The following is a 24594-nucleotide window of genomic DNA, read 5'->3' on the forward strand; positions in this document are numbered from 1 at the left end:
AACGGGTGGGGCCTTGCCAACGTACCGAATCACGCCGACCCGACGGAATCGTGCATCTGGTTGGGTCGTCGCGGTCCGGCTACAATATGGCTTCGAAGTCGGAAGGTAACGTCGGGACGATCGCCCCCGCCCATTGGTCCAAGCCAACGGCATCCTCCCTCCCGCTAGGTGCAAAATCATGGCGACCGCCACGAGGAAGAATCCTTCGCCTGCTCCTCGTCTCCCGTCGGCGACGACGGGTGGCTCCTCCTTGCTGGGCGGCCTCCTGCGTGTGGCGGACGGGCTCTACCGGTTCTTCGCCTCGTTAAAGTTGGCGGTCATCAGCCTGGGCATGCTCGCCGCGGTCCTGGCCTACGCCACGTTCTTCGAGTCGTGGTATGGGCCTAGTGCGGTCCAGGAGTGGATCTACCAGACCAAAGGGTTCGCGATCCTCCTCGCGTTCCTCGGGATGAATATCCTTTGCGCCGCCTTGATTCGTTTCCCCTGGAAGCGACGCCAGACGGGGTTCGTGATCACGCATGCCGGCCTCCTCATCCTGCTGGCCGGGTCGTTCGTGAGCCTCAAGTCCTCGGACGAAGGCCAGCTCGGGATGTTGGTGAAGGAGACGAAGGGGGAGCTCGTCCGGCTCGACTACCCGGTGATCCGGGTGCGCCCGATCGACGCGACCACGAAGATGCCGGTGGGCGACCACGAATACAAGCTCCCGTTCCGGCCGGGCAACTTCGCGTGGGGACCGGGGAGCCCTCGCCCTCGGACGATCTTCGCGTCGGCCCTCAACGCGGTCAACCCCTGGAGCTCCGACAAGGCATTCGACGGTGAGGTCTTGACCGGCAGCGACGACCCGTTCGTCTTCAAGGTCAAATCTCACCTCCCGGCGTCGATGTGGACCATGTCGCACAAGGCCGACAGCCGGGGTTATCCGATGGCCAAGATCCGGCCCAAGGTGAAGCCGCCGAATGCCCGCGAGGAGATGGACCTCTTTCCCGAAGAGTCCGAGCGCTGGTTCACGCCCACCATCGACGAGTTGCCCCGTTACCAACGCTTCCTCCGTTGGGCGAAGTCCCGAGGACCCGCCCAGTTCGCCTTCATGTACGTCGACCGTCGCGAACTCGTCGACGACTTCCTCAATCCTCCCAAAGGGGCGGGACCGGACGGCGTCGCTCGTCTCCACTACAAGGATCGAACGGGCAAGGAACGGATCCACGACTGGAATCTCGAAGGGCAGAAAGACAAGACGATCGAATTGCCCGACAGCGACCTCTCCATCAAATACGACGGGAATTCCGAGCTCCCGACTCGAGAGTTAGGCCTCGACAGGATGCTCGACGAGCCCGGCATCATGGTCGCCAACTTCAAGGTGCGCAAGGGGGGTGGACCCGAGGTCCTTCACCACGGCTGGGGCTCGCTCCCCATGGCCCCGAACATCCTCCCCTCGGCTTCGCCGGACAGGCCGAACGTCGAGCCCTTGCTCGCGATCAATTACTTCGTCCCTCCCGAGCTGAACCCAAAGACCAACGGCCGGTTCGGCCTCGTCGAAGTCCTCGGCACACCGGACGGGTCGCTCTACTACCGCGTCTTCGGTCGAGGGGCGAAGGGGCTGGGTGAGATCCGTTCCACGCCCGGCCCCCTGGACCGTGGCAAGGAAATCGTCGCCTTCGGCGGTAACCCCAACCTGCCGATGACGGTGAAGTTCTCGGTCGAGGAATACCTGCCGGCCGGCCGCGAGGAACAAGTCTGCGTGCCCATCGTCCTGGCCAAGGGCAAGCAGAACGAGGGGATCGCCGCGAGCCTCGTGGAAATGACGGTCAAGGGCGACGGCGGCACCCCGAACACCAAGGAATTCTGGATTAGGCGTTCGCACACGCTCGATCAAATCCCCCGGCGGATCTCCTTCCCGACCGGCGATTACGAGATCGTGTACGACGTCGATCGCAGCGACCTCGGCTTCACGCTCGGTCTCGACAAGTTCAAGGTCGAGTTCGACCCAGGCACCGAGAACGCCGCGAGCTATACCAGCAACATTCGGCTGAATGATCCCGCGGTGGGGATCAAGGACAGGCCGCACACGATCACGATGAACGAACCGCTGACACACCGCGGCTATACCTTCTACCAGTCGAGCTACAATCGGGAGCGTGACCCCGTCACCGATCGGCCGACCGGCCGGTTCCAGTCGATCTTCCAGGTCGGCAACGACCCGGGTCGGCGGACCAAGTATTTCGGCTGCTTGCTGGTCGTGCTCGGGGCATTCGTTCAATTCTACATGCGAGCCGGCCTCTTCAGCGACGGCGGCAAGCGTGAGCGGGCGGTCGCCGATGCCAAGCTCGCCAGGAAGAATGCCCAGGCCAATGGCGAGCCGCCCGGCTCGGGCGTCACGATCGTGAATGAATCGGACGAGCCGTTGTAGGCCCGCCACCGCCCGCCAAAGGAGGGGCCGACGATGTTGCCGCCCCTCTCGCCACGCGGGCCGATACGCCTGACATTCGAGCCGCGACGGACCTCCGTCCCGAAGCTCCTCGACCCGAAACCACTGCCAAGATTTACCGCGTTGGCTCTGCAAGCCGGGAGATTCTTATGAAACGATTCGGGTGGCTCCTCCTCGGCCTCCCCCTGGCATGGGCGGTCGGTTTCCCCGTGCAGGCGGCCGACTCGAGTGAAGGAAAGAAGACAGTCGGGATCGGCCAGGCCTACGAGCGTCTGGGCAAGCTCCCGGTCATGCACGCGGGCCGGAAGAAGCCGTTCGACACGGTTGCCCGCGAAGAGGTCAAGCAGATCTTCGGCCGAGAGACCATCACCCTTCACGACGACGCCAACAAGGTCGTCGGGGCCTGGGGTCCGATCGGCGCGGCCTTCGACTGGGCCGTCCGACCCGAGTTCTGGGACGACCAACCGTTCATCCTGACCGAATACCTCCCGCTCAAGCGGTTGATCCTCGCCGACGTCATCAAGGCCAGGCTCGACGCGGCCGCGGCGAGGCCGGGGACCGCCGAAGCCGATCGCGCGGCACTCAAGGCCCTCGCCTCCGACCGCAAGCTCTCCCCCGCCGCCCTCGATCGCTTCCTGGCGTCGTCCAAGGTTACGGACGAGGACCGCAAGGCGATCGAGTCGCTCGCCGCGATGCTGACCGAGTCGCACAAGTGGTTCACCCCTCGCCAGCTCGAGACGGCCGAGGTCACCGTCGATGGCCAGCGTTTGAAGTTCGACACCTGGTTCCGTGACCTCGCCCGCAAGAAGGGCGAAGCCGAAGGGAACACCAACCCGAACGCCCCGAAGCTCACCGACGTGGAGAAGCGAGCGATCGAGGTCGGCACCCGCCTCGCCCATTACCAGGCGGTCCGAGACCGATCGATCCGCTCCATCGAGCCGCTGCTCGTCATGCCCCACCCGAGCAATCCGAGCTTCCTGAAGTTCGGGACTGCCGCCCTCCGGAAGGCGAAAGAGAAAGGGAGCGAGTCGCTCACTTTGCTCGAGCTCGACAGCGCGAATTTGCTTTGGGGCTACCTGAACGACCTCCCTTCGGACGAGTGGGAGACGCCGGGAGAGAACAAGCAATTCGACGACAACTTCATGGCTTGGATCCGCAAGAGTTCCGTCTGGGTCCCGCTGCGGGTCTTGCTCGATTCGAAGCCCGAGGACCTCGAGAAGGCTGGCTTCCCGACCAAGGCGACCTCCGAGTTCCTCGCCGCGTACCGTGATGCCGAGACGGCCGAAGGGGACAGCCCTGGCCTCATCGCGGCCGCGAAGTCGGACGACTTGCTGGCGAAAGCCCGAGGCCTCGGTCTCGAGCTCAGCAAGGAGACCTATCCGACGACCGAGTCGATGGACCTCGAGGCCCACTTCAACGCGACCAACCCATTCTTCAAAGCCCCGTACGGTTACGGTCTTGCACTCGCCTTTCTCTCGGTGAGCCTCCTTTTCATGAGCGTCAAGAAGCCATCTCCCCTCTGGTGGTCGGGGACGGCCATCTATGCGGGGGGGCTGCTGGGCTTGATCGCCGGCATCGGGCTGGAGATCCAGGGCTTCATGATGCGTGTTCTGATCTCGGGTTGGGCCCCCGTGACGAACATGTATGAGACCGTCATCTGGGTCTCGCTCGTCTCGGCCGTTCTCGGACTCGTCTTCGAGTTGATCTATCGCAAGCGATTCGCCGCGCTGGCGGGCTCCGGGGTCGCGCTGCTCGGGACGCTCCTCGCGGCGAATACCCCCCTGCTCGACCCGGGCATCCGAACACTGACCCCGGTCTTGCGGAGCAACTACTGGCTCGCGATCCACGTCCTGACCGAGGTCTCGAGCTACGCGGCCTTCGCCCTGGCGATGGGCCTCGGGATGATCGCGACCCTCTATTACCTCACCGCGACCTATCGACGATCGCCGAGTTACGTGGAGGTCGGAGCTCCCGCGGTCCCGGGGTTGCCGATGTTGGCGATCGGGGCGTTCGGGGTGGCCGCCTCGTATGGCGAATTCGGAGTCGACCTCCCCGACGATCGCGCGACGATGCTTTACTACGTGGCCTCGGCCTTGGCCGCGGTCGGCGGCGTCCTCTCCATCGTCGGCCTGGGGGGGCTCCTGGGAGAGTTGGTCAGTCGGGCGACCTTCCGCGAGACACCCCTTGATGTCGCTTCGGAAGGGTTCCACCAGGATTCCTATTCGCCCCCGGCGACCTCGGTTCAGACGGTGACCATCGGTGAGCAGGACTCGGGAGCCGTAGCCACCCTGACGAAGCCGACCGTGGCGGAGATCCGGGCTCGCGCCGCGTTGAACCGTCCCCAGCTCGACGCTCGGGGCCTGGCCATGCAGGCCACGGCCGCGAAGATCAAGCCGCTCTCGAACTTCATCTACCGGACGATGCAAGTCGGCGTCCTCCTGATCGCCGCCGGCACAATCCTCGGCGGCATCTGGGCCGACTACTCGTGGGGCCGGTTCTGGGGCTGGGATCCGAAGGAAGTCTGGGCGCTCATCACCCTGCTGATCTACCTGATCCCACTCCACGGCCGATTCGCCGGCTGGGTCAACACCTTCGGCCTGGTGATGGCCTCGGTCGCCTGCTTCCTCTCGGTCATCATGGCCTGGTACGGCGTCAACTTCGTCCTCGGCGTCGGCCTCCATAGCTACGGCTTCGTCGAAGGTGGCTCTCAGGGCGTGGTCGGGGCCGTCGTCCTCGCCGTCCTCTCCGTCGCCGCCGCGGCGGCCTGGCGGCGAGCATTGGCCTCCCGCCCCGCGAAGGAAACCGCTTCGGTCTGACTGGGGCCCGAGGAATTGCACACACGATGGATCCGGCCATCCTGAGAAGGTGGCCGGATCTTTTTCTGTTTGGTGGCTCGCGAGAAAACGAAGTGCCAAGTCTGACGATGGTTGAAATAGCCGTCGAGCGGGAAGTGGATCGAGCCAGTTCCCGGATTCCCAGGATGGAGATCCGAGCTCAGTCGTCTCGACATGAAGAGATCATGACCTGTTTTGATTTATCGGTTGGTTGGGTCCTCGACAACGGATGCGGATTCAACCACCTCCAGTTAACCAACCGCGCCTAGAATTGCGATACGATCCCTGCATACCACGACCATGCTGAAGAATTGAGATAGAGCCAAAGAAAGATTCGGCCGATGCAAAGGTTGAGCGTCGGCTCCATCACAGGGAGGTTCAACATGTTCCAACAGAAATGGCAGGTGAGACATGGCACTCGAACATGAGATGGCAACCTAGCAAGCGAATCTCATGGAAATTCTCTCGAGCGAAGGCCGTTTCGTCGTCATCAAAGGGGATGAAATCCTGGGCATGTGGGATTCTTATCAAGACGCGTTGGAGGCAGGTTATCACAAGTATGGGCTTGAACCGTTCCTGGTGAAAAAAATTCAGCAGTCGGAGCCAGTTAATCATTTCTCCCGCGAAGTCCGATGATGCCAAACATAAATGGAGCGATCACCAAACAGGGCGCCATACTAAGCATTACGAACATGCTGGGAAATAAACGCGTCAACCTCCTAAAGCAGGCGGGCCTCCCATATTCAGCTCCGGAGCGGGTCCTCGGACTGATCGACACCGGTGCCGCTTGCACTGCGGTTAACTCTCAGGTCGTTGGTCGACTCAGGCTTGCGTCTCATGGCAGGATCTCGATTCGAACGCCGACTACGGGCGTCGCGCCAGTCGTTCGGAATGCTTATGATGCTTGCCTCGTCATCGGTGAAAGTACGAGTAGCCCCTTGGTCGCGAATCTGCCCGTGGTAGGGTGCGATTTCTCGGGCGATGAGTTCGACGTATTGATAGGTAGAGACTTATTGAAATACTGCGTATTCACGTTCGATGGACTTCGACGTCAGTTTGAGTTGACGTTCTGACGTGTCCAAACCGTGCTTTTCCGAGTCGCCGGCTTTCCGGGCTTCCAAGGCGCGGACGAAGAGGCACCCGAAGCAGATCGGGCCCTTCCCGTATCGAAGGCTTAGAGCGGAGCGAAAGCCTGAGTTCTGTCCGACTTCGCCAGTCAAAATTATGCCACGCTCCTCAGGAACGAAAGGCCTCGTCCACGAATTCACTCGGCTCTCGATCGAGCCGGAAGGGCGAGAGGTCGACACGAGGAGTGCGCCCGAGGACGAGGTCGGCGACGACCTCGGCAGTGGCGGGGGAGAGTTGCAGTCCGGCGCGTTTGTGGCCGGTGGCGACGATCAGGTTGTCGAGACCCGGGACGGGGCCCACGTAAGGGCGGGAGTCGAGACTTCCCGGCCGGAGGCCGGCCCAGGCGGTTTCGACCTCGGCCCCCGCGAGACTCGGACAGAGTCGAATCGCTTCACCCAGGAGTTCCATGACGCCACTCGACGTGGTCCTGGAGTCGTAGCCGGCGTCTTCTTCGGTCGCCCCGACGAGGATCCGTCCATCGTCGCGAGGGACCAAATAGTTCTTGCCGTGTTCGACGATCCTCGAGAGTAGCGGACGTTGGCTTCGCAGGAGGACGATTTGTCCCTTGAGCGGAGGAGTCGGGGCCCGTACGCCGACCGTCTCGAGGAGGTGCCCCGACCAGGCACCCGCGGCGAGGATCACGTAACCGCAAGCCAACGGCCCGTCGGCCGTCCTCACGGCCGTGACGCGTCCTCCCTCGACGTCGAACCCAAGGATCGCTTTCCCCGGCCGGAGCGAGACCCCGCGCTTCAGCACCGAGGCGGCCAGGGCGCGCAAGTGCCTCGGGTTGCGGATCTGGGCCCGATCGGGGAGGAAGTAGGCGACGCGAAGTTCGGGACTGAGTGCCGACTCGACGCGACCGAAGTCACTCGGCGCGAGTCGTTCGTACGCGATCCCCTCGACTCGCCAACGCCCGGCCGACGTCTTCAGCTCCATGTCTTCCTCGGGAGTGAATGCGACATCGACTCCACCGGTGCGACGATAGCCGTTGTCGATCCCGGTCTCATCCTTCAGCGCGGACGACCACTCGGGGTACAGTCGGGCACTCCAGGATCGGAGAATTCCCATCGGGAGGGTCGTGGGACGTTCGGACTCGGGGGGGATCAACCCCGCCCCCGCCCAGGAGGCTTCCCGTCCCAACTCGCGACGGTCGAGCACCGTCGAGCGCACGCCCTCTCGGGCGAGTACGTACGCGATCGACAGGCCAATAACTCCGCCGCCGACGATGATGACGTCAGGGTTCGACATGGATGCTCAGCAAGGGACGGCCGGGCCTAGCGGGGACCGGCGGGATCGTCATGCGCCGGAGCGCCTTTGGTTCGCCAGGCAGCCTCGTGAATCTTGAAAAGGCCCCGCCCTTCGCCCGCGACGAGCAGGTCGTTTCCATCCCAGCAGATCGCCTCGATTCCTTCCGCGTTGTACGAGACGGTGGCGACCCGCACCCACGGGCCTCGGCCCGTTCGCTCGTAAACCCGAGCGGCTCGGTACGTGCAGACGGCCAATCGTCGACCGTCAGCGGAGAGGTCCGCGCCCGTCGCCGGCTCCGTGAAGCCCTCCAGGCGTCCCTCGAGCACGGGAGTCGCGGGCTTCAAGAGGGACGCGGGAGGTTCCAGGGGGAGGGAGAAGAGCTCGGCGTCTCGGCCGTCGAAGGTCTTCGCGACGAGGACCGCCCGGCCCCCGTCGATGAACAACGACTCGGCGTCGAACCGGCCGGGGCCTTCGTCTTTCGGAGAGAATCGGTAGACGCTCGTGAGCGTGACCGGGAGCGACTTGTCGGAAGCGACTTTCGGGTCGGGCTCATCGATCCGATGGATCGCCCGCAACGGGAGACGTCCCCCGTTGTTGCCAATCTCACCGAGGTACAGATGGCCCTGGTCGTCGGTCGCGATATCCTCCCAGTCGATATTCGGGGCCGCGACTGAGTATTCACGGACCAACGTGCCGTCGCGCCTCACGGCGAAAATCGCCGGCGGATTTCCCGAATCGTTATGGACCCAGTAAATCCCGGGATGTCGTCGGCTCTTGACGATTCCCGACGCCTCACGGATCGGAGTGTGCTCGAGCCGCCCCAAGGGTTCGAGCGAGTCGCCCCCGAGCAGGGCCAGGACGACGATCCAATGCGACGCAACCATGGGTAACCGATCCCTCCCCAAGACACGGTAGGACTCGATGGTAACAGAAGCCCGAAGGTCTTGGCCATTCCGCGGCCGTCCTGGAAGGGTGTGCGGGTCAGTGGGGAGGACTCGTGATGGATTCGGGCGACGTACATCGCTTCAAGACGGCACGTAGCGCGGCATCTCGACGCAACTCGTCGAGTCCGCGATTTGCCTTGATGGCGTCCACGACTCGGGAAGGATCAGGCGACTCTCGCCATAAGGCGTCGACCAACCTTTCGGCCTCGGGTCGCAATCGCTCGGCATCTCGGCGAGCCTGATAGCGGACCTTGAGCGGAGCCGTATCCCAGAGCCGGACGGTCAAGTCGCCGGAGCCGGTGGCCAGGGTCGCGCCGTCGGGGCTGAATGCCAGGGACCAAACATAACTGGTATGTCCCTGCAGTTGCGCGACCTCCTGGCCTCGCGAGAGGTTCCAGATCCTGATCACGCGGTCGCGTCCCCCCGACGCGAGGCGCGTCCCATCGGGGTGAAACGCGGCCGCGAAAACGTCATCGGTGTGTCCTCGGAGCACCTGGCATCCGCCATCTTCGAGATGCCAAACGCGTACGGTCCGATCGTGACCGCAGGAAGCAAGTTGACGTCCATCGGGACTAAAAGAAGCCGACGAGATCCGTTCCTCATGACCTGTCAGTCGCCTGACCACTTCGTGACTCTCGCCGTCCAGGAGGGAGATGATCTTCGGATCATTCTCTCGAACGGCCAGCCAGCGACCATCAGGGCTGTATTCGATACTGACCATCGTGCCAGAGAAGAGGCATCTGCCGGACTCCAGGTCGGAGACGTACATGACGGCCTCCTCGGAGTTCGGCAGTGTCAACGTCGCAGCGATCCTTCGACCGTCCGGACGTATCGTGAGGAAGCGAAGACTACCGGGTGGCAGTTCGATCTCGCGACGAAGTTGAGCGGTCACGACATCCCAGATCCTCAGGCGGCTGTCGGCGAGGCTCGCGCTCACGAGCCACGTCCCATTCGGGGCAAAGGCGAGGTCATGGACTGGTCCCGGGTGGGTCAACGTCGCGCAAAGTTCTCCTGTCGTTGCGTCCCAGAGTCGGACGGTCTGATCCCAGCCTCCCGAGGCGATCCGGCGACCGTCAGGGCTGTAGGCCACGGGGTAGACGTCTCCGGTATGTCCTCGCAGGACCGGGAGAGTCGCGTTCGGGTCGACGAGCCAGGTGCGAATCGTCTGGTCTCCGGCGAAGTTCAGCATCGACGGTTGGCTGAGCGAGGCGAGCCGGAGGCCATCGGGGTCAAACGCGATGTCGGTAATGTTCCCGGTGTGTCCGAGCAAGACGGCGACATCCCGCCGCCCCTTCGCCTGCCAGACTCGGACCGTACGGTCGCTTCCCGTCGAGGCCACTTGTCGACCATCCGGGCTGTACGAGGCCGCGGTCACATACCCGGAATGGCGGTCGTAAGGCGACTCAAGCTCTCGGCCTGTCGCGACATCCCATTGACGAACCGTTCCATCGGCCGAGGTCGTGAGGAGTCGCGCGCCGTCCGGGCTGAAGGAGACGCCAAGGACCTTGTTCTCATGCCCCTGGAAGGTCTGAATCAATGCGCCCGAGGACGGATCCCAGACTCGGGCCAATCGGTCCTCGCCGGCCGACGCCAACCGGGTGCCGTCAGCGCTGAAGGCGAAGGCCCAAATGTTCGCGGGATGTCCGTCCAGCCGGGAGATCTCCCGGCCGGAGGCCACGTCGTAGACACCGAGTCGAATCCGACCACCCTCGTTCCTGGGTAGGACCAGCCGAGTGCCATCCGGACTCAGCGCGGAGCGCACCGAGATCGGCTCCCGGTAGTCGATACGGGCGCTCCGATGGCTGCCCTGGTCGTAGAGGTCGAACGTTTCCTCCTTCGACCAAACGGCCGTTCGGAGCCCCTGGCGACCGTCCACGGCACTCACGAGCGATTTGTTTCGTGTTTCGAAGCGAAGGGACAACTCTTCACGCCCGCCCATGTTGAAGAGTCGCAACCCAGTAACGTCCACGACGCCGAATCGCAGTCGATCCTGGCCAGGGACGAGGACCCCGCCCGAACCATCGGCCAATGGGATGACCGTCGTACTGTCGTCGAGCCGGCTGTGGAGTTGACGCCACTCCCAACCTCGCAGATCCACCGGCGCCGCGTCGAGCTCTCGAGCGGCTTCGACGATGTCATGGACCGAGAAAGCCGCGGCCGCGGCCGCCATCCGGGCGCAATAGGCCTGGAACAGGGCCTCGCGTTTCTCGACGAGGGCCGCTCGTGCGTTCTGCTCGGCCTCGCCGCGTTGGCGGGCTTCGCCGATCGCAAAAACCAAGGTGCTGATGATTCCCAGCAGCAAGGCCAGGGCGGTAGCGAACACACCGCCGACCAGGGCGGTGTGTCGCCGGGCGAACCTTCCCAGGTGATAGAGAGTCGACGGTGGTCTCGCCAGGATCGGCTCGTTGGCCTGCCAGCGACGCAGATCCTCCGCCATGGCTAACGCGGAGTGGTAGCGACGCGAGGGATCTTTCTCGAGCGCCTTGGCCACGATCGTCTCCAGGTCGCCGCGCAACGCGCGATCGATCGAGCTGAGTCGTGGGGGATCCTGCTCGAGGATAAGGCGGGACACCTCGACCAGCGGTCGATCCTCCAGTCGGTAGGGGAGGCGATGGGTCACCAACTGGAATAGGATGACGCCCAGGGCGTAGACATCGGCTCGGCGATCGATCGACGCGGGATCCGCGGCGATCTGCTCCGGGCTCATGTAGCTTGGGGTGCCGAGGAGTTGGCCGGTCTGTGTCAGTCCGACCCCGGTCATCGGGTCGGCCCCGGTCACGCGGGCCACGCCGAAGTCGAGGACTTTCGGTTGGCCGGAATCCTCCACCAGGATGTTCGCGGGCTTGAGATCGCGGTGGATGACATTTTGATCGTGGGCGTGCTGCACCGCCTCGCAAACACGCGCCAGGAGAGCGACTCGGGCGACAAGGTCGAGTTCCTTGCGATTGGCGAACTCATCGAGGGGCAAGCCGCGGACGAACTCCATCGCGAAAAATGGCTTCCCATCGTCCGCGAGTCCCGCTTCGTAGACCTGGGCGATGCCGGGGTGGTGCAGCTTGGCGAGGATCCGAGCCTCGTGGACAAACCGCCGGAGGACCTCGGACGAGGTCAGGTTGGGTCGGACCACCTTGAGGGCAACCACCCGTCTGGGATTGTCCTGCTCCGCCTCGTAGACGGCCCCCATTCCCCCTTCGGCGATCCGGCGGCCGATGCGGTATCGCCCGATCCGAACGGGAGGAGCCGGGTTCCAGGTCTTCGGCAGTTCACCAACCTCCGTCCGCGGAAGTCGGAGGACAGGACTCCTGAGGAGCCCCTCGGCTTCACCTCGATCGTCAAACTCCGCGTCACAGGCGAGCAAGGCTTCGAGCTCGGCCCGAAGGCCTGGATCCCCTTCGCAGGCCAGGTCCAGGAAGCTCGCCCGATCGGAAGCCGGAGTCGAGACGGCCTGGTCGAACAGTTCCTGGAGGCGGTCCTCCGTCCCCTCGCCCATCAGCCCTCCCCCGGCCGGAGCGTCGTATCGCCGAGCCGACGCGCCAACCAGGCCCGCGCGAATCGCCACTCGCGCGCCAGGGTGCTCGCCGAGACCCCGAGGACGGCGGCCGTCTCCTCCACGCCGAGCCCGGCGAAGTATCGAAGCATGACGATCTCGGCGAGGTGAGGCTTCTCCGCCTGGAGCTTCCGAATGGCTTCGTCGACCGCGAGGAGGTCGTCGGCGGGGGGCTCGATGACGGCCAGGCCGTCGGTCAACTCGACGCGACGCGAGCCTCCTCCATGCTTGCGCGCCCCCTTGTGGCGCGCCTGCTCAACCAGGATATCTCTCATCGCCCGCGCGGCGGCCCCGAAGAAGTGGCGACGACCGTTCCAACCCGGATCTTCATGCCTCACGAGGCGGAGATAGGCCTCGTGGACGAGGGCCGTAGGCTGGAGCGTCTGGCCGGGGGGAAGCCGGACCGCCATCGAGGCGGCCAGGCGGCGCAGCTCCGCATAGACGACCGGCAGGTATTCCGCCGCCGGGCGCGATTCTTCTTCGTCCCCAGCACTCCCCTGATCGGTCATACCACCCGACCCGGTCGTCCATCGAAGGAACATCAAAAAACGTGACAGTCCATCGAGGTCATTCTCGGATGTCTATGTGCGAGACGCAAGGCTGAGTTCCCCGGGGTAACGCATCCCAGTTCGCTTGACCTGTTCAACGAACGATTTCGTTGCCACGCGGCTCGGCGGGGTTTCCGCGTCGTTTGAAGGGTCGACGACGACGAGGAGCCCGATCGCCCTCGCCCCGGGGCCGCGATGCCCCCGTTGTCGAAACGAAACATGCGACCTCGTCCCCGGACGCCGACACCACGAGTCCACCTCGTCGAGAAAGCCAACCATGAGCAGCCGCCAAGATCGTCGGCGACGACGCCACGCCAAGTCGCCGTCGCAGGCCCGTCCGGTCACTCGAGGTCGTCGACCATTTCTCGAAGGGTTGGAACGCCGGATCGTCCTGGACGCTCCCGGAGGGGCGGCGGCCGTATCGACACTACTCAGCCCGACGCCGCAACCCACGGCCGGCCTGGGCGACGATGGCTGGATCGAAGGATTCGACCATACCCTCCCCAGCGCCTCCGACCCGAAGCGCACCGCCAAACTCGGGAATCTCCTCTTCGTTTCGAACAACACCTGGAGCGCGTCGGACGACGGAAAGAGCAAAGTCTTCGGGACGAACCCGGACGATTGGACCGCGATCGGGCTCGAGACGCCCGGGCAACCGTTCAAACCTCAACTCGTCGCGCGCGGCGCCGTGACGGTCACCCCGGATGCACTCCAGGCCGATCCGTTCGGATGGTCGGTCGGGCTCTACATCATTCGGAATGACACGTCGTCGGGAAACACGATCAAAGGGAGCTACCAGTTACTCAACGGAGCCGGCTCGATGTCGGCGGACGGCCTGGCCGGCATCCCCGGCAGTGAGGACGCCCCGGCGAATGTGAGCCTCACGAGTTCGCTCCCGATCGGCATGGTCGCCGACGGAAGCGGCTCGGGCCTGAGCGCCGCCTTCACGCCGACGTACATGTCCATGACCCCCGAGACCTCGATCAGCCGATCTGTGCTGACCTTCCAGGGTTTCCAGTCGGTCGCCTACAAGGGATCGAGTTTCCGGTTCGGCCTCGGCGGCAACATGGGGAACGCGGCCACGGCCCTCACGATCGACGAGACCGGGTCGCTTGGGCTCGTCAATCAAACCACAGGGACCGACTCGGTGACCGCCACCGTCGGTTTCGGTGGCGATCAGACCTTCGCCGTGGCCTCAATCCATCCGGTCGTCTTTTCCGAGGTCAAGACCACAAATGACAACGGACTCACGGTGGGCGAGGCCTTCACCTTCTCGGGATTGGTGAATCCCGAGCACGTCCAGAACGGCGTCGTGTACTACGTCCAGAAGGTGATCGACTCGAAGACGTTCCAGTTCTCCACCGACCCCGACGCGATCGTCCCCGTGATGGACGCCAGTGCCGACGCGGGTGGGAGCGTGGTCACGGCCGGCGCTCCCGTGAAGGCCGGCGGTTTCTCGCTGTCGGGCGATGCCCGGGTCACGTTCTCCTTCAACGCCGGGGCCCCCGGCTCCCTGCCGAACCCGAAGGACGGCTGGGACCTCAAGATCTCGGGCCAACTTCAAGGCGTGTTCACGGCGAGCTCGACGATCGCCGGAAACTTTCAGGTGATCCTAGGCTCCTCCGACGGCTCGGTCCCCGGTATCGAGATCACCCAGGATAGTCGCGGCGTCGTCACGATCCCGAACTGGGCGTTCTACATCACCGGCGAGTTGAAGCTCGGCAAATCCAACGGCGGAGGGCCCGTCGACAGCTTCGTCGACCTCACGGTGTCGCAACTCGCCGTGGCGAACACCTTCGATCCTATCACCCACCTCGGCACGCTGAAGATCAACGGCGGGGTGAGCCTGGCGGTCGCGGGATGGAGCTCGAAGTTCTCGGCCTTGCTGGGCGACGGGTCCACCCACGACGGCCTGGTGATGAAGCAAGACGCCGCGGGCGATTACCACGTCCAATCCTTCTGGGCCTCAGTCACGGTCACTCCGCAGGTTGGGACCAAACCTTCCGACAACGTGACCTTCGCCGACAAACTCAAGCTCCACGACTTCGCGCTGACACTCCGGGGCTCGTTCCACTCGGACGGCACGATCCTGCAAATCCAGGTCACCGGGAATGCCTCGCTCGCCGTGGGCGACCAGACGCCCGACTCGAACGGGAAATGGTCGTCGGGGGTTTCGCTCGTCGGTGTCGCGCTCACCCAGGGGGGGGTGATCATCACCGACCAGGGCCTGACCTTCCCCGACAACACCGACGTGCGGCTCACCGCCTCCGGCACGTTCCAGATCGGCCCGCTCCAGCTCGCCGCGCAGAACCTCGTGCTCCGCTACCACAAGGGGGGCGGGGACGGTTCCGACGACTACTTCCTGATCGGTGGGACGGTCACCCTGCCGCAGCTCAAGGGGGTCTCGGTCACCTTGGGCGAAGGCGGCGACGGCGACGGCCTGAAGGTCTTCACCAAGACCGGCCACTGGGAGCTCGACGGCTTCAAGCTCGTCATCCCCGAGATCGTCGTCGGCCCGATCGAGCTGGACGACGTGACGATCGGGTTCTCCGAGAAGAGCGCCCAGGACTGGGACCTCCTCGTCGGGGGCACGATCGTCCTCTTGAAGGAAGGCTCGTTCCAGGGGACGAGGATCACGGTGAAGCTGGAACTCGGCGAAGAAGCCGGCAACTTCATCGTGCAGGGGTTCGCGGTCGACCTCCGCGGCCTCGACCCGGGCATCCCGATCCTCGACACGGGCGGCTTCATCACCGACATCGGCCTGGACGCCGAGAACCTCAACAAGAGCAACGTCTCGATCGACGCCGTCCTCGGCGCCTCGTTCGGCGAGAGCATCCAGGTCGCGGGCAACTCCTACTCGCTGATCCAGGTCACGGCCGAGGGCAAATACACCCCCGGGGACGTCGACATCACCGGCTCGATGCTCCTGGCCGGGGGCCTCGCGTCGGGCTCGGCCCAGCTCGACGCCAACTACGCCATCGGCCGGTATCAGATCGACGTCGACTTGAAGTTCTACCAGGACTTCCTCGACGGACACATCCGCGCCCTGATCACGCCGGGGAGGATCGACGCGCTCGCGACGCTCGACCTGAACGTCCCCGACTTCATCCCCATCATCGGCGGCTACAACCTCGGTGAAGTCGGGGCGGCCCTGGAGCTTACTACCGAACGCCCCGATATCGATAAAATCCAGTCGGGCGAGGTCACCACCAAGGACAAGGAGTATCTGAGGGTCGGCGACCCATTCAAATTCACCTACTTGAACACGCCGGCCCCATCGACGTTCGACACGACCCAGATCTACTACGTCACCAGCGTCAATGATGCGGGGACCGAGTTCACTTTCTCGACCACCGCCGGCGGGGCGCCCATCACCGACCTGAACGCCACCGGGGGCCAGATCAATCCCGGGCCGCAGATCATCGCGGGTTGGGCGAAGTTCCTGTTCTGGGAGGTCGGCGTCGAGTACGACTTCCTCGCCAACAAGTTCACCTTGCTCGGCTCCGACGCGATCCAGCAAATCATCAACGACACTCCCTCCGGAGTGGACAAGCAAACCTACACCTACAACTCCACCTATACCCCTCCCGCTCCGGCGGCCACGGCGGTCCGGCAGGACCAAAGTACGGCCTCCTCGGGCACATTCCAGTTCCCGATCTCCCCCAACAGCGACTCCACGAGCGTCTACGCCACAGTCAACGGCCAGACGGCCGTCATCTGGACCAGCAAGACGGCCAAGGACTCCTCGGTCGACGTCGGGGGCGTGAGGTTTTCGTATTCCGGTGACCTTTCGCAACCGGACAACCTGATCCTCCAGGCGAGCCCCGTCCCGGACTCTTCGGGTTTCGACCCGTACGACCCGTTGCCGATGCAGCCGATCACATTCACGCTCACCAGCGACGTCAGTCAACCGCCGCAGGCGAATGACCCGAACGACCCGACGCAGGGCTGGCATGCCACGTTCAGCTCGCCGCCTCCCCAGGTGGCCGCGGTCGACGCGATCACCGCGCCGACCGACGCTCTGGGAAGGCCCCTCACGGACGCCGACCCGAATCTCGTCACCCTCGCATTCAAGTACCGGACGACCGACCCGAAGAATACGCTCTTCAACTTCTCCTACGACTACGACAAGACCGGCGCTGATGGCCTGAGGTTCCTGACCGTGCGCGCCTCCGACCTGTCCACCGCCTCGGTCGCGGACGCCGACGGCTGGCAAACGGCGACCGTCACCTTCGATATGAACGGCCTGCCCGACTTCGCCGTCTATCCTTACGTCGTCGCGACGGACGGCACCCACTCGCCCACCGCGCCGGCCTATGTCAGCCAGGCCCTCCTGCCGCAGCCCGAGCTCATCGCCGAGGTCGACGTGGTCAATCCGACGACCGAGCCTGCGGTGACGGCCAACGACCTCCCCAACTGGCTCATCACGGCCACCCCGGTGAACTTGACCGTGGCCAAGTCGATCGCCGCGGCCTCGGCGACCGATCGCACCTCGGTGGTCACGACCCAGTCGCCCCACAACCTTGCCCCGGGCCAGGCGTTCGTCTTCCAGTCCTTGGCGGACGCGACCAGCGGACTGGCCGACGGCCTGACGTATTACGTCGTCGCCGTCCTCAGCCCCACGACGTTCACCTTCGCAACGGCCCCGTCGCAACCCGCCATCTCGGGCCAGACGGCCGCCGGCGCCAACGTCTTCGTGACGTCGGGAATCGCGAACCCGGTCTCGCTCCTGACCGACGCCAATGGCCACGCCAACTTTTACAACCTGCCCAAGGGGCAATGGTATCAGGTGAAGATCTGGGACAAGCAACCCGGCTTCATCCCCATCACCGGGGCGCTCCAACAACGAGGAGACGACGGCTCCCTCACCACGTATGTCGAGATCACCGGAGACGACAAGAACCAGCTCTTCACCTATCAGAAGACCGGCTTGATCCAGGGCCAAGTCGTCCGCGACCTCGACGCGACAGGGACGCGCGTCCTCGCAGACCCGGGCATCCCGGGAGTGATGGTGTACCTCGACGATAACAACAACAACAAGTACGACCCGGGTGAGGCGCACGTCCTCACCAATTCCGACGGCAGTTACCAGTTCCTCTACAACTTTCCCAGCCCGGGAGCGTCCTACAAGACGACCGTCCGCTACGTCCTCCCCGACGCGCTGTCGGCCAACTCCGCGACGAGCTTCCCCGTCTCGATCGACCACGCGAACCCCTGGGCCACGGACGACGACTTCCTCCTCATCCATCCGGTCACCCTCTCGGGCGTCGTGTTCGACGACCTCAACGGGAACGGCCAGCAAGACCCCGGCGAGCCCGGCCTGCCCGGAGTGGTGGTGAATATCACCGACACGACCGCCTCGGGAACCTCTGGCCAGCCACTCGGGGCACTCCCGGCCGGGACGTATCAGATCCGCTTCCAGGCCGCCCAGCGCGGGAATGGTGGGGGCAACCAGGATTTCAAGATCCTGGTCAACGGCACGGTCGTCGACGCGAAGGTGACACCGACGGGGACCGCCTACAAGACTTACATCACTCCCGCCTTCGCAATGCCGGCGGGGACCCCGACGATTACCTTCCAGGGGTTGGATGACGCCGGAGGCGACAACACCGCATTCATCGACGATATTGCCATCGTCGCGACGGTGGTGTCCGACGCAGGCTTCGACCAACCGTCGGTCGGGACCGGCAATTTCCAATACAATCCGACCGGCACCCCGTGGACCTTCCTTGGCCACTCGGGTGTCTCCGCGAACAACAGCGCGTTCACCAACGGCAACCCGCCCGCCCCCGAAGGGGACCAGGTCGCGTTCCTCCAGGACACAGGCACCATCACCCAGACGACCACCACCCTGGCGGCCGGGATCTACCAACTCCGCTTCCAGGCCGCGCAACGTGCCAATGCCGGCAGCCGTCAAGACTTCCAAGTGTTGATCGACGGGGTCGTGGTCGCAGACAAGGTGACGCCGACGGGCGGCTCGTATCAAACGGTCACCACCGCCGCCTTGCACCTCGCGGCCGGGACGCACGTCATCACCTTCAAAGGACTGGACGACGCGGGCGGCGACAACACCGCGTTCCTCGACGACGTCGCCCTGATCGTCCCCGCCCCCGACGACCAAGGTTTCGAGCAGCCCACGCTCGCACCGGGCACATTTAAGCAAGCCCCACCGGGCACATCATGGAGCTTCAGCAGCACATCGGGTATTTCCTCGAACAACAGTCCCTTCACCGCCGGCAACCCGGCCGCGCCTGAAGGGACACAGGTCGTCTACCTCCAGGGAACCAGCAGCTTCTCCCAGGTCATCGGCGTGACCTCCGTCGTCACCGACGCCCAGGGGTACTGGTCGGCGCAATTCCGGACACCGGACACTTACCGGGTCGCCGTCCATGCACCGGCCGGAGTGGCCGTCACCAACTCGGCCCCGACGTATTCGGTCGATACGTCTCAGCGCACCGACTTCGGCGGCCTGTCGTTCGGCCTCACGGGCGTCGCGACCCCATCGGGCACCGGCGTCAGCGGCGTGCTCTTCAGCGATCTTAATTCCAACGGGATCCACGACCCCGGCGAGCCCGGCTTGCCGGGCTACACCGTCGAACTGACCGGCATCGGCGGGCGGCAGACCACGACCAGCGGAAGTCTCAACAACCCCGGCGAGTTCCACTTCACGAGCGCCTCCGATTTCACCTTCCTGCGGACGCTCCTCCCCAGCAACGCCTCGGGGACGACGCCGGCCGACGCGCCCACGCAGTTCGTCCCCTCCCTCGACCTGGGCTCGCTGGGAATCGCACCGGGACAATCGGTTGACATCCGCGTGGGATCGCTCCAGGGGAATCCCAACCTGACCGACGTCGCCGTGTTCACCGGTGACAAGATCATCCTCCGCCTGGCCAAGGCCGACGGCACGTCGACGGTCACCAGCATCGCGACGGGGCTCAAACCGGGGACGGCTCCCGGCTCGAACGTCCTGCTCCTCGCCGATATCAACGGCGATCACCTCGTCGACCTGGTGGCCGCGGCCAACGGCGGCGTCGTGGTCGTCCTGAGCGACGGATTCGGTCGCTTCGAGGCACCCGTGCATGTCCTCGGGACGCAGTTCGCCGGCAAAGACACCCTGCTCTCGGTCGACAACAGCACGAGTCCCCCCACTTTTTATTCGGCCGACACCTCCGCCTCCGGCACGAACGTATATTCGTTCACCTGGGACTCGGCGGCCGGCAAGCCGACTCCACCGAAGGTCGTCACCGCTCCCCCAGCCCTCACCGACATGGCGTTGGGCGACTTCAACGGCGACGGCATCACCGACCTGGCCCTCTTCACCCAGGGCAACACGCTCCAGATCGACCTCGGGCCGGCCTTCACGACCAAGTTCGTTTCCGTCGCGGCCCCTCCGCCCAAATCTCGATTGAGCGTGAGCAACTTGTTTGGAGACGTCTACAGCCAGATCACCTACGTCGCCGCGGTCGACGCAACGCACTCCACGGTGGTCGTCGGCGGTTTGCTCAACGGCACGGCAACGCTTAAAGCGTCCTCTCCCTTCACGACGTCGGGAGGGCCGGCCTTCGCCATGCCCACCTCGTTGCGAGGGGGCGGAAGCCTCGTGCAGGACGTGCTGGTCGGCGTCGGCAGCGACGTGATCCTCTTCACCAACCCGGCCGCGCAGTTCGGCCCCAACTTCGCCCTGGTCGAAGGGCCTCGCTTCGGCTCGTCGACCACGATCGGCACCATCACCGAGCCCATCGACACAACACCTACGACAACAACGACACCACCGGCAACACCACCAACGTCGGTGGACGCGACGGTCGTGATCGACACCACCAACTTCACCGTCACGGGCGACGGCGATGACAACCCGCACGAGATCTTCGGCCAAGCGTTCACTGCACGCGTCGTGAACGGTGTCGCGGAATTCATCGTGCAGGGAGACCTGAGCGTCCCCGCGACTCGGATCACCACGGTCGGAGCCGCACCGGTCCGGCTGGTCGTCGGAGGCAACCTGACCGTCGCCACGGGTGCCGTCTTCGACGTCTCGGCTTCGGGCCAGGCTGCCGGGTCAGGGGGAGGAGTGGGCGCCGCGGGTCAGACTGGTGGGACGGGAGGTCAGGGCGGAGCCTCTGGCGCGGGGGGCACTGGTGGCGGTGGAGGAGGCGGCTCCGGCTCCGGTTTTAGCAACGGGACCGGCGGTAACGGCGGCAACACGGCAGGCAGTGGCCAACCGGGGACAGGCGGCACCGCGGGGACCATCGGGCTAGCCGGCTCGGGTGGTCTCAACAACCCCCAGGGGGGTGGTGCCGCGGGACAGAACGGTCAAGCTGGGACCAACGGACAAGCGACGGCGAACACCGACGTGGGCACGGGGGGCGGCGGCGGTGTGTGGGGCCTCAACACCCACTATACCGGCTATACAGGCAACCCCTCGCAGACGGCCCCCAACGGCCAGGATGGGCAGCAGGGATCCCCGGGTCAAACCGGCCTCGGCGGCACCAATGCCGTGACAGGGCTGATCCTGACCGGCGGGGCCGGGGGCGGCTCGGGTGGTGGTGGAGGCGGCGGTGGCTCGGGTGGCGGCGGTCCCGGTGCCGGGGGCGCGGGTGGTGGCGGCGGCGGGGTCGGCAGTAGCGCCACCGTGCCGAACCTCACCGGAGGCGGCGGAGGGACCGGCGGGACCGGCGGTAGTGGAGGGAACGGCGGCAACGGCGGGACCGGCGGTCTCGGTGGAAATGGAGGCGGCGGCGGAGGGGCCTTCGAGATCCTCGCCTTCGGTGAGGTCCACATCACGCAGGCCGACTTCGCCACCCAGGGCGCGGCGGGCCAGGCCGGTGGGACCGCGCCGAATGACGAAACGGCGGGTCAGCCCGGCTCACCGCAAGCGGTCGGGCCGACGGCCGGACACCCCGGCCAGATCGGTCACGACGGCCTCGGGAATAAGTATCAGGCCAACGCCGGCGGCGATGGCGGGACCGCCGGTACCGGAGGCTCCGGCGGAGCCGGAAAAGCCGGCGGCCAGGGGGGCGCAGGCGGTGGCGGCGCCGGAGGAACCATCTGGATCTCCGGGTCGGTCCTCGACGTCAATTCCGTCACCGTGAACGCGGCCGGCGGGGCTGGAGGCGACAGCAACCCGACTGCCGTCGGTGGCGCGGGGCGTTTCATCTATGGGAGCAATTCGACGGTCTCGACGTCGGATTGGTCCGTCACCGGCACCACGACCCAGACCGAGGGCGTGCGCGTGACCGACCCCTTCGTCTCGGGGGCGCCCTCCGTACCCACCATCCCCGGACTGGTCGGCGGGGCCTATTCCTACGGGATCGTGAACCTGCCGAGCTCGATCGCCACGAGCGGGCAGCCCCTGGGCGCCTTCGCCGCCCTCATCCGCACGCACACGACCCTGGGAGGCAACCAGTTCGACGGATTCGACCAGGTAATGCTCGTGAACCTCTCGAGCTCGACCATCTCCGTTCCCAAGGTCGGGGCCGGAGCGGACGGGTTCCTGCAAGGTCTCCTCAGGGGCGGCCTGGCGAACGACCCGGACTGGGGAGGCTCGGGCCCGGTCGCGCTGAACCAGCTCGCGCCCGGGCAGGCGTTCGTCTTCCTCGTCCCATCCAATACCCAGTTCTTCAGCATGCAAGGGGCGCTTGGCAACTCCGGCCCGATCTACTCTTCGAGCTCCGCGCAGCTCGCCAACGGCCAGGTTATGTACCTGACCGCGACCTCGAACAACGTCGGTGCAATCGCCGCCGACCTCGACCGGGACGGGCAGAGCGACCTGCTTACCCTCACCGCCGACGGGACCCTTGTGACCTGGCACAACGTCACCGGCGGCACCCTCCTCATGGGCCTCACCTCCGGGACCCCCTCGGGCGGCCAGGACATTGGGGTCCACATCGCCGGCTCCGAGACCGGGGTCATCCAGGGGACCGTATTCCTCGATACCAGCGGAGACGGCAAATGGGATGAGGCGACCGATCCGGGCCTCGATGTCGGCGTGCTCGTTTACGTCGACCTGAACAACAACAATCACCTCGACCCGGGCGAGCCGAGCCAGACACCCTCGCCCCAGGGCGCTTTCAGCATCGCCAGCCTACCGGTCTTCGACAAGACGGGGGCTCCTATCACCTACCACGTCCGGCTCTCCCTTGGCGTCAACAATGTGGCGAACAACATGAGCGTCACCTATCAGGCTGCCAACACCGACGCCACATTCAATGCGCTGGGGGCCACGATCACGGGTGCCGACTACGGCGTGAAGATCGGTTCGAGCTCGGCCGACTTCAACAACGATGGGAGCAACGACCTTGTCCTCACCGACCGTTCCACAGGCGACGTCTACGTCCAGTACCGCAACGACTCGGGCCGGCTCTGGTCGAGCGAAATCGGGACGCTCCCCGGCCCCGGCTGGCGCGTCGCGGGCGTCGGCCAGTTCAACGACGACGCCACCCCCGACGTCCTGCTCACCAACGACTCGACGGGCGGTGTGATCCTCTGGGAAATGATCGGCGGGGCGAATCCTCGGATCGCCCGCGCCTCGACCCTGGACATCCCCGTGCCGGCCGGTTCGAAGCTCGCCGCGATCAACGACCTCGACCACAACGGCTCCTCCGACCTCTTCTACCAGAACACCAGGACGGGCAACGTCGAGGTCCTGTTCATGGACCGCGACCAGGTGATTCGGACCAGTCCGCTCCCGGCCGCGGATGTCCAGGGTGCTCTGGTTGACGTAGCCCTCATCGATAGCGACGACAACCCCGACCTCCTCTGGCGGCGGGACGACGGGACGCTCGTCGCCACACTCCTCGGTTCGTCGGGGCAGCGGTTGTCGGAACGGATCGTCGGCAAGCTCCCGAAGGGGTGGGAGGTCGCCGGGGCCCTCGACATCACCGGCGGCCCCTCAGCCGAGATCCTGCTTCAGAACGCGACCACAGGCGACGCGCAAGCCTGGTCGCTCAACTCGAGCGGCGAGTTCGACTCGGCGATCCCATTCGACCTCGGGGCGAATACCGACGGCGTCTCGCTCCTGTGGGCCCGCGCCGTGACCGTCCCCGACATCTATGCGTCCAGGCCGCTGTCTGTGAGCGCGAACCCGCTGACGACGACGGTCGGCACTCCGTTTTCTGGGGTTGTCGGGACGATCGTCGACGCCGACCCGACCGCCACGGCGAGCCGATACTCCGTGACGATCAACTGGGGCGATGGGTCCTCCCCGACGGTTGGCACCGTCACAGCCCTGCCCTCCGGCGGATTCCAGGTCATCGGCTCCCACAACTATGGGTCGCCGGGCTCCTTCGCCATTGCCGTCACGGCGATCGACACAACACGCGGCCCAACCGGACGCCTGGGGACCTCGACCGCTAACGCAGTCGTTAGCCCGAAGCCTGTCGAGACGATCGGCCCCAATGTGATCTCGATCCAGGCCGTTAACCCGACGATGACGGGGCCGACCCGAGTCGTCGTCAACTTCGACCGTGCACTCAACCCCGCGACCGCATCCTTTCCTCGCAACTACCGCGTCGCCATCTTCATACAAGGGCCCCGAGGGGGCGGGCGTTACGTCCGAGTCCCCGTCCGCTGGGCGATCTACGACCCCAACACGTTGGCCGTCACACTCATCCTGCGCCGCCGCTTTGACCTCGGACGACCCGGGCAGTTCCGGATCATCACCACGTCACGCTTTGGCCTGAGGGACATCCAGGGCCACCCCCTCACCAACGTCGAAGGTCGCCCCGCAGACTACCTGGGAACTTTTGGCCCCGTTCCATCGCGAACCGGCATTTCCAGCAGAGCCTTCGTCGGCAGCCAATGGCTCCGGGCAAACCCCTTCCGGCGTTCCCGTTGAGGGCGAGTCCCTCGCGCTTTTTGGCTCATAGGATCTCATCAACGCTTGAGGACCACCCTCGGGAGGCTCGATTCGAGCTTCCCGAGG

8 protein-coding genes are annotated in these 24594 nt (G+C 65.2%); 4 read left to right on the forward strand and 4 right to left on the reverse strand.

All coding sequences use genetic code 11. The features are described 5' to 3' along the window. The first annotated feature begins 178 nt into the window (after positions 1-178). The 3 genes from ACYOEI_RS05945 (at position 179) to ACYOEI_RS05955 (ending at position 5895) form a co-directional block, all read left to right on the forward strand. Complete coding sequence (locus tag ACYOEI_RS05945; protein WP_462848427.1) at positions 179-2407, forward strand: cytochrome c biogenesis ResB family protein; 2229 nt, start codon at positions 179-181, stop codon at positions 2405-2407. A 1658-nt stretch (positions 2408-4065) separates the two neighbouring features. Beyond that, positions 4066-5241 carry a cytochrome c biogenesis protein gene (locus ACYOEI_RS05950; protein WP_462848536.1) on the forward strand — a complete coding sequence of 392 codons (1176 nt, stop codon included), beginning with the start codon at positions 4066-4068 and terminating at the stop codon, positions 5239-5241. Positions 5242-5712: 471 nt separating this feature from the next. Beyond that, positions 5713-5895: a hypothetical protein gene (locus ACYOEI_RS05955; RefSeq protein WP_462848428.1), complete on the forward strand. Its 183-nt coding sequence runs from the start codon at positions 5713-5715 to the stop codon at positions 5893-5895. 600 nt (positions 5896-6495) lie between these two features. On the opposite strand, the gene thiO is transcribed toward ACYOEI_RS05955, so the two are convergent. The 4 genes from thiO to ACYOEI_RS05975 all read right to left on the reverse strand — a co-directional run bounded on the left by thiO (position 6496) and on the right by ACYOEI_RS05975 (position 12668). Beyond that, positions 6496-7635, reverse strand: coding sequence for a glycine oxidase ThiO (gene thiO, locus ACYOEI_RS05960; RefSeq protein WP_462848429.1), 1140 nt, complete (start codon positions 7633-7635; stop codon positions 6496-6498). Positions 7636-7661: 26 nt separating this feature from the next. After that, a complete protein-coding gene (locus ACYOEI_RS05965; protein ID WP_462848430.1) occupies positions 7662-8519 on the reverse strand; it encodes a hypothetical protein in 858 nt (285 codons plus the stop codon). Between the two features lie 97 nt (positions 8520-8616). Continuing rightward, on the reverse strand, positions 8617-12069 hold the full coding sequence (locus ACYOEI_RS05970; protein WP_462848431.1) for a protein kinase domain-containing protein: 3453 nt from the start codon (positions 12067-12069) through the stop codon (positions 8617-8619). Continuing rightward, entirely contained in the window at positions 12069-12668 is a 600-nt protein-coding gene (locus ACYOEI_RS05975) for an ECF-type sigma factor (protein ID WP_462848432.1), read from the reverse strand. Before ACYOEI_RS05975 ends, ACYOEI_RS05970 begins: the two co-directional genes overlap by 1 nt. Positions 12669-12951: 283 nt before the next feature. Here ACYOEI_RS05975 and ACYOEI_RS05980 point away from each other — a divergent pair, with 283 nt between their 5' ends. Next, on the forward strand, positions 12952-24507 hold the full coding sequence (locus tag ACYOEI_RS05980; protein ID WP_462848433.1) for a hypothetical protein: 11556 nt from the start codon (positions 12952-12954) through the stop codon (positions 24505-24507). The last annotated feature ends 87 nt before the right edge of the window (positions 24508-24594 follow it).

The organism is Singulisphaera rosea (assembly GCF_054877945.1).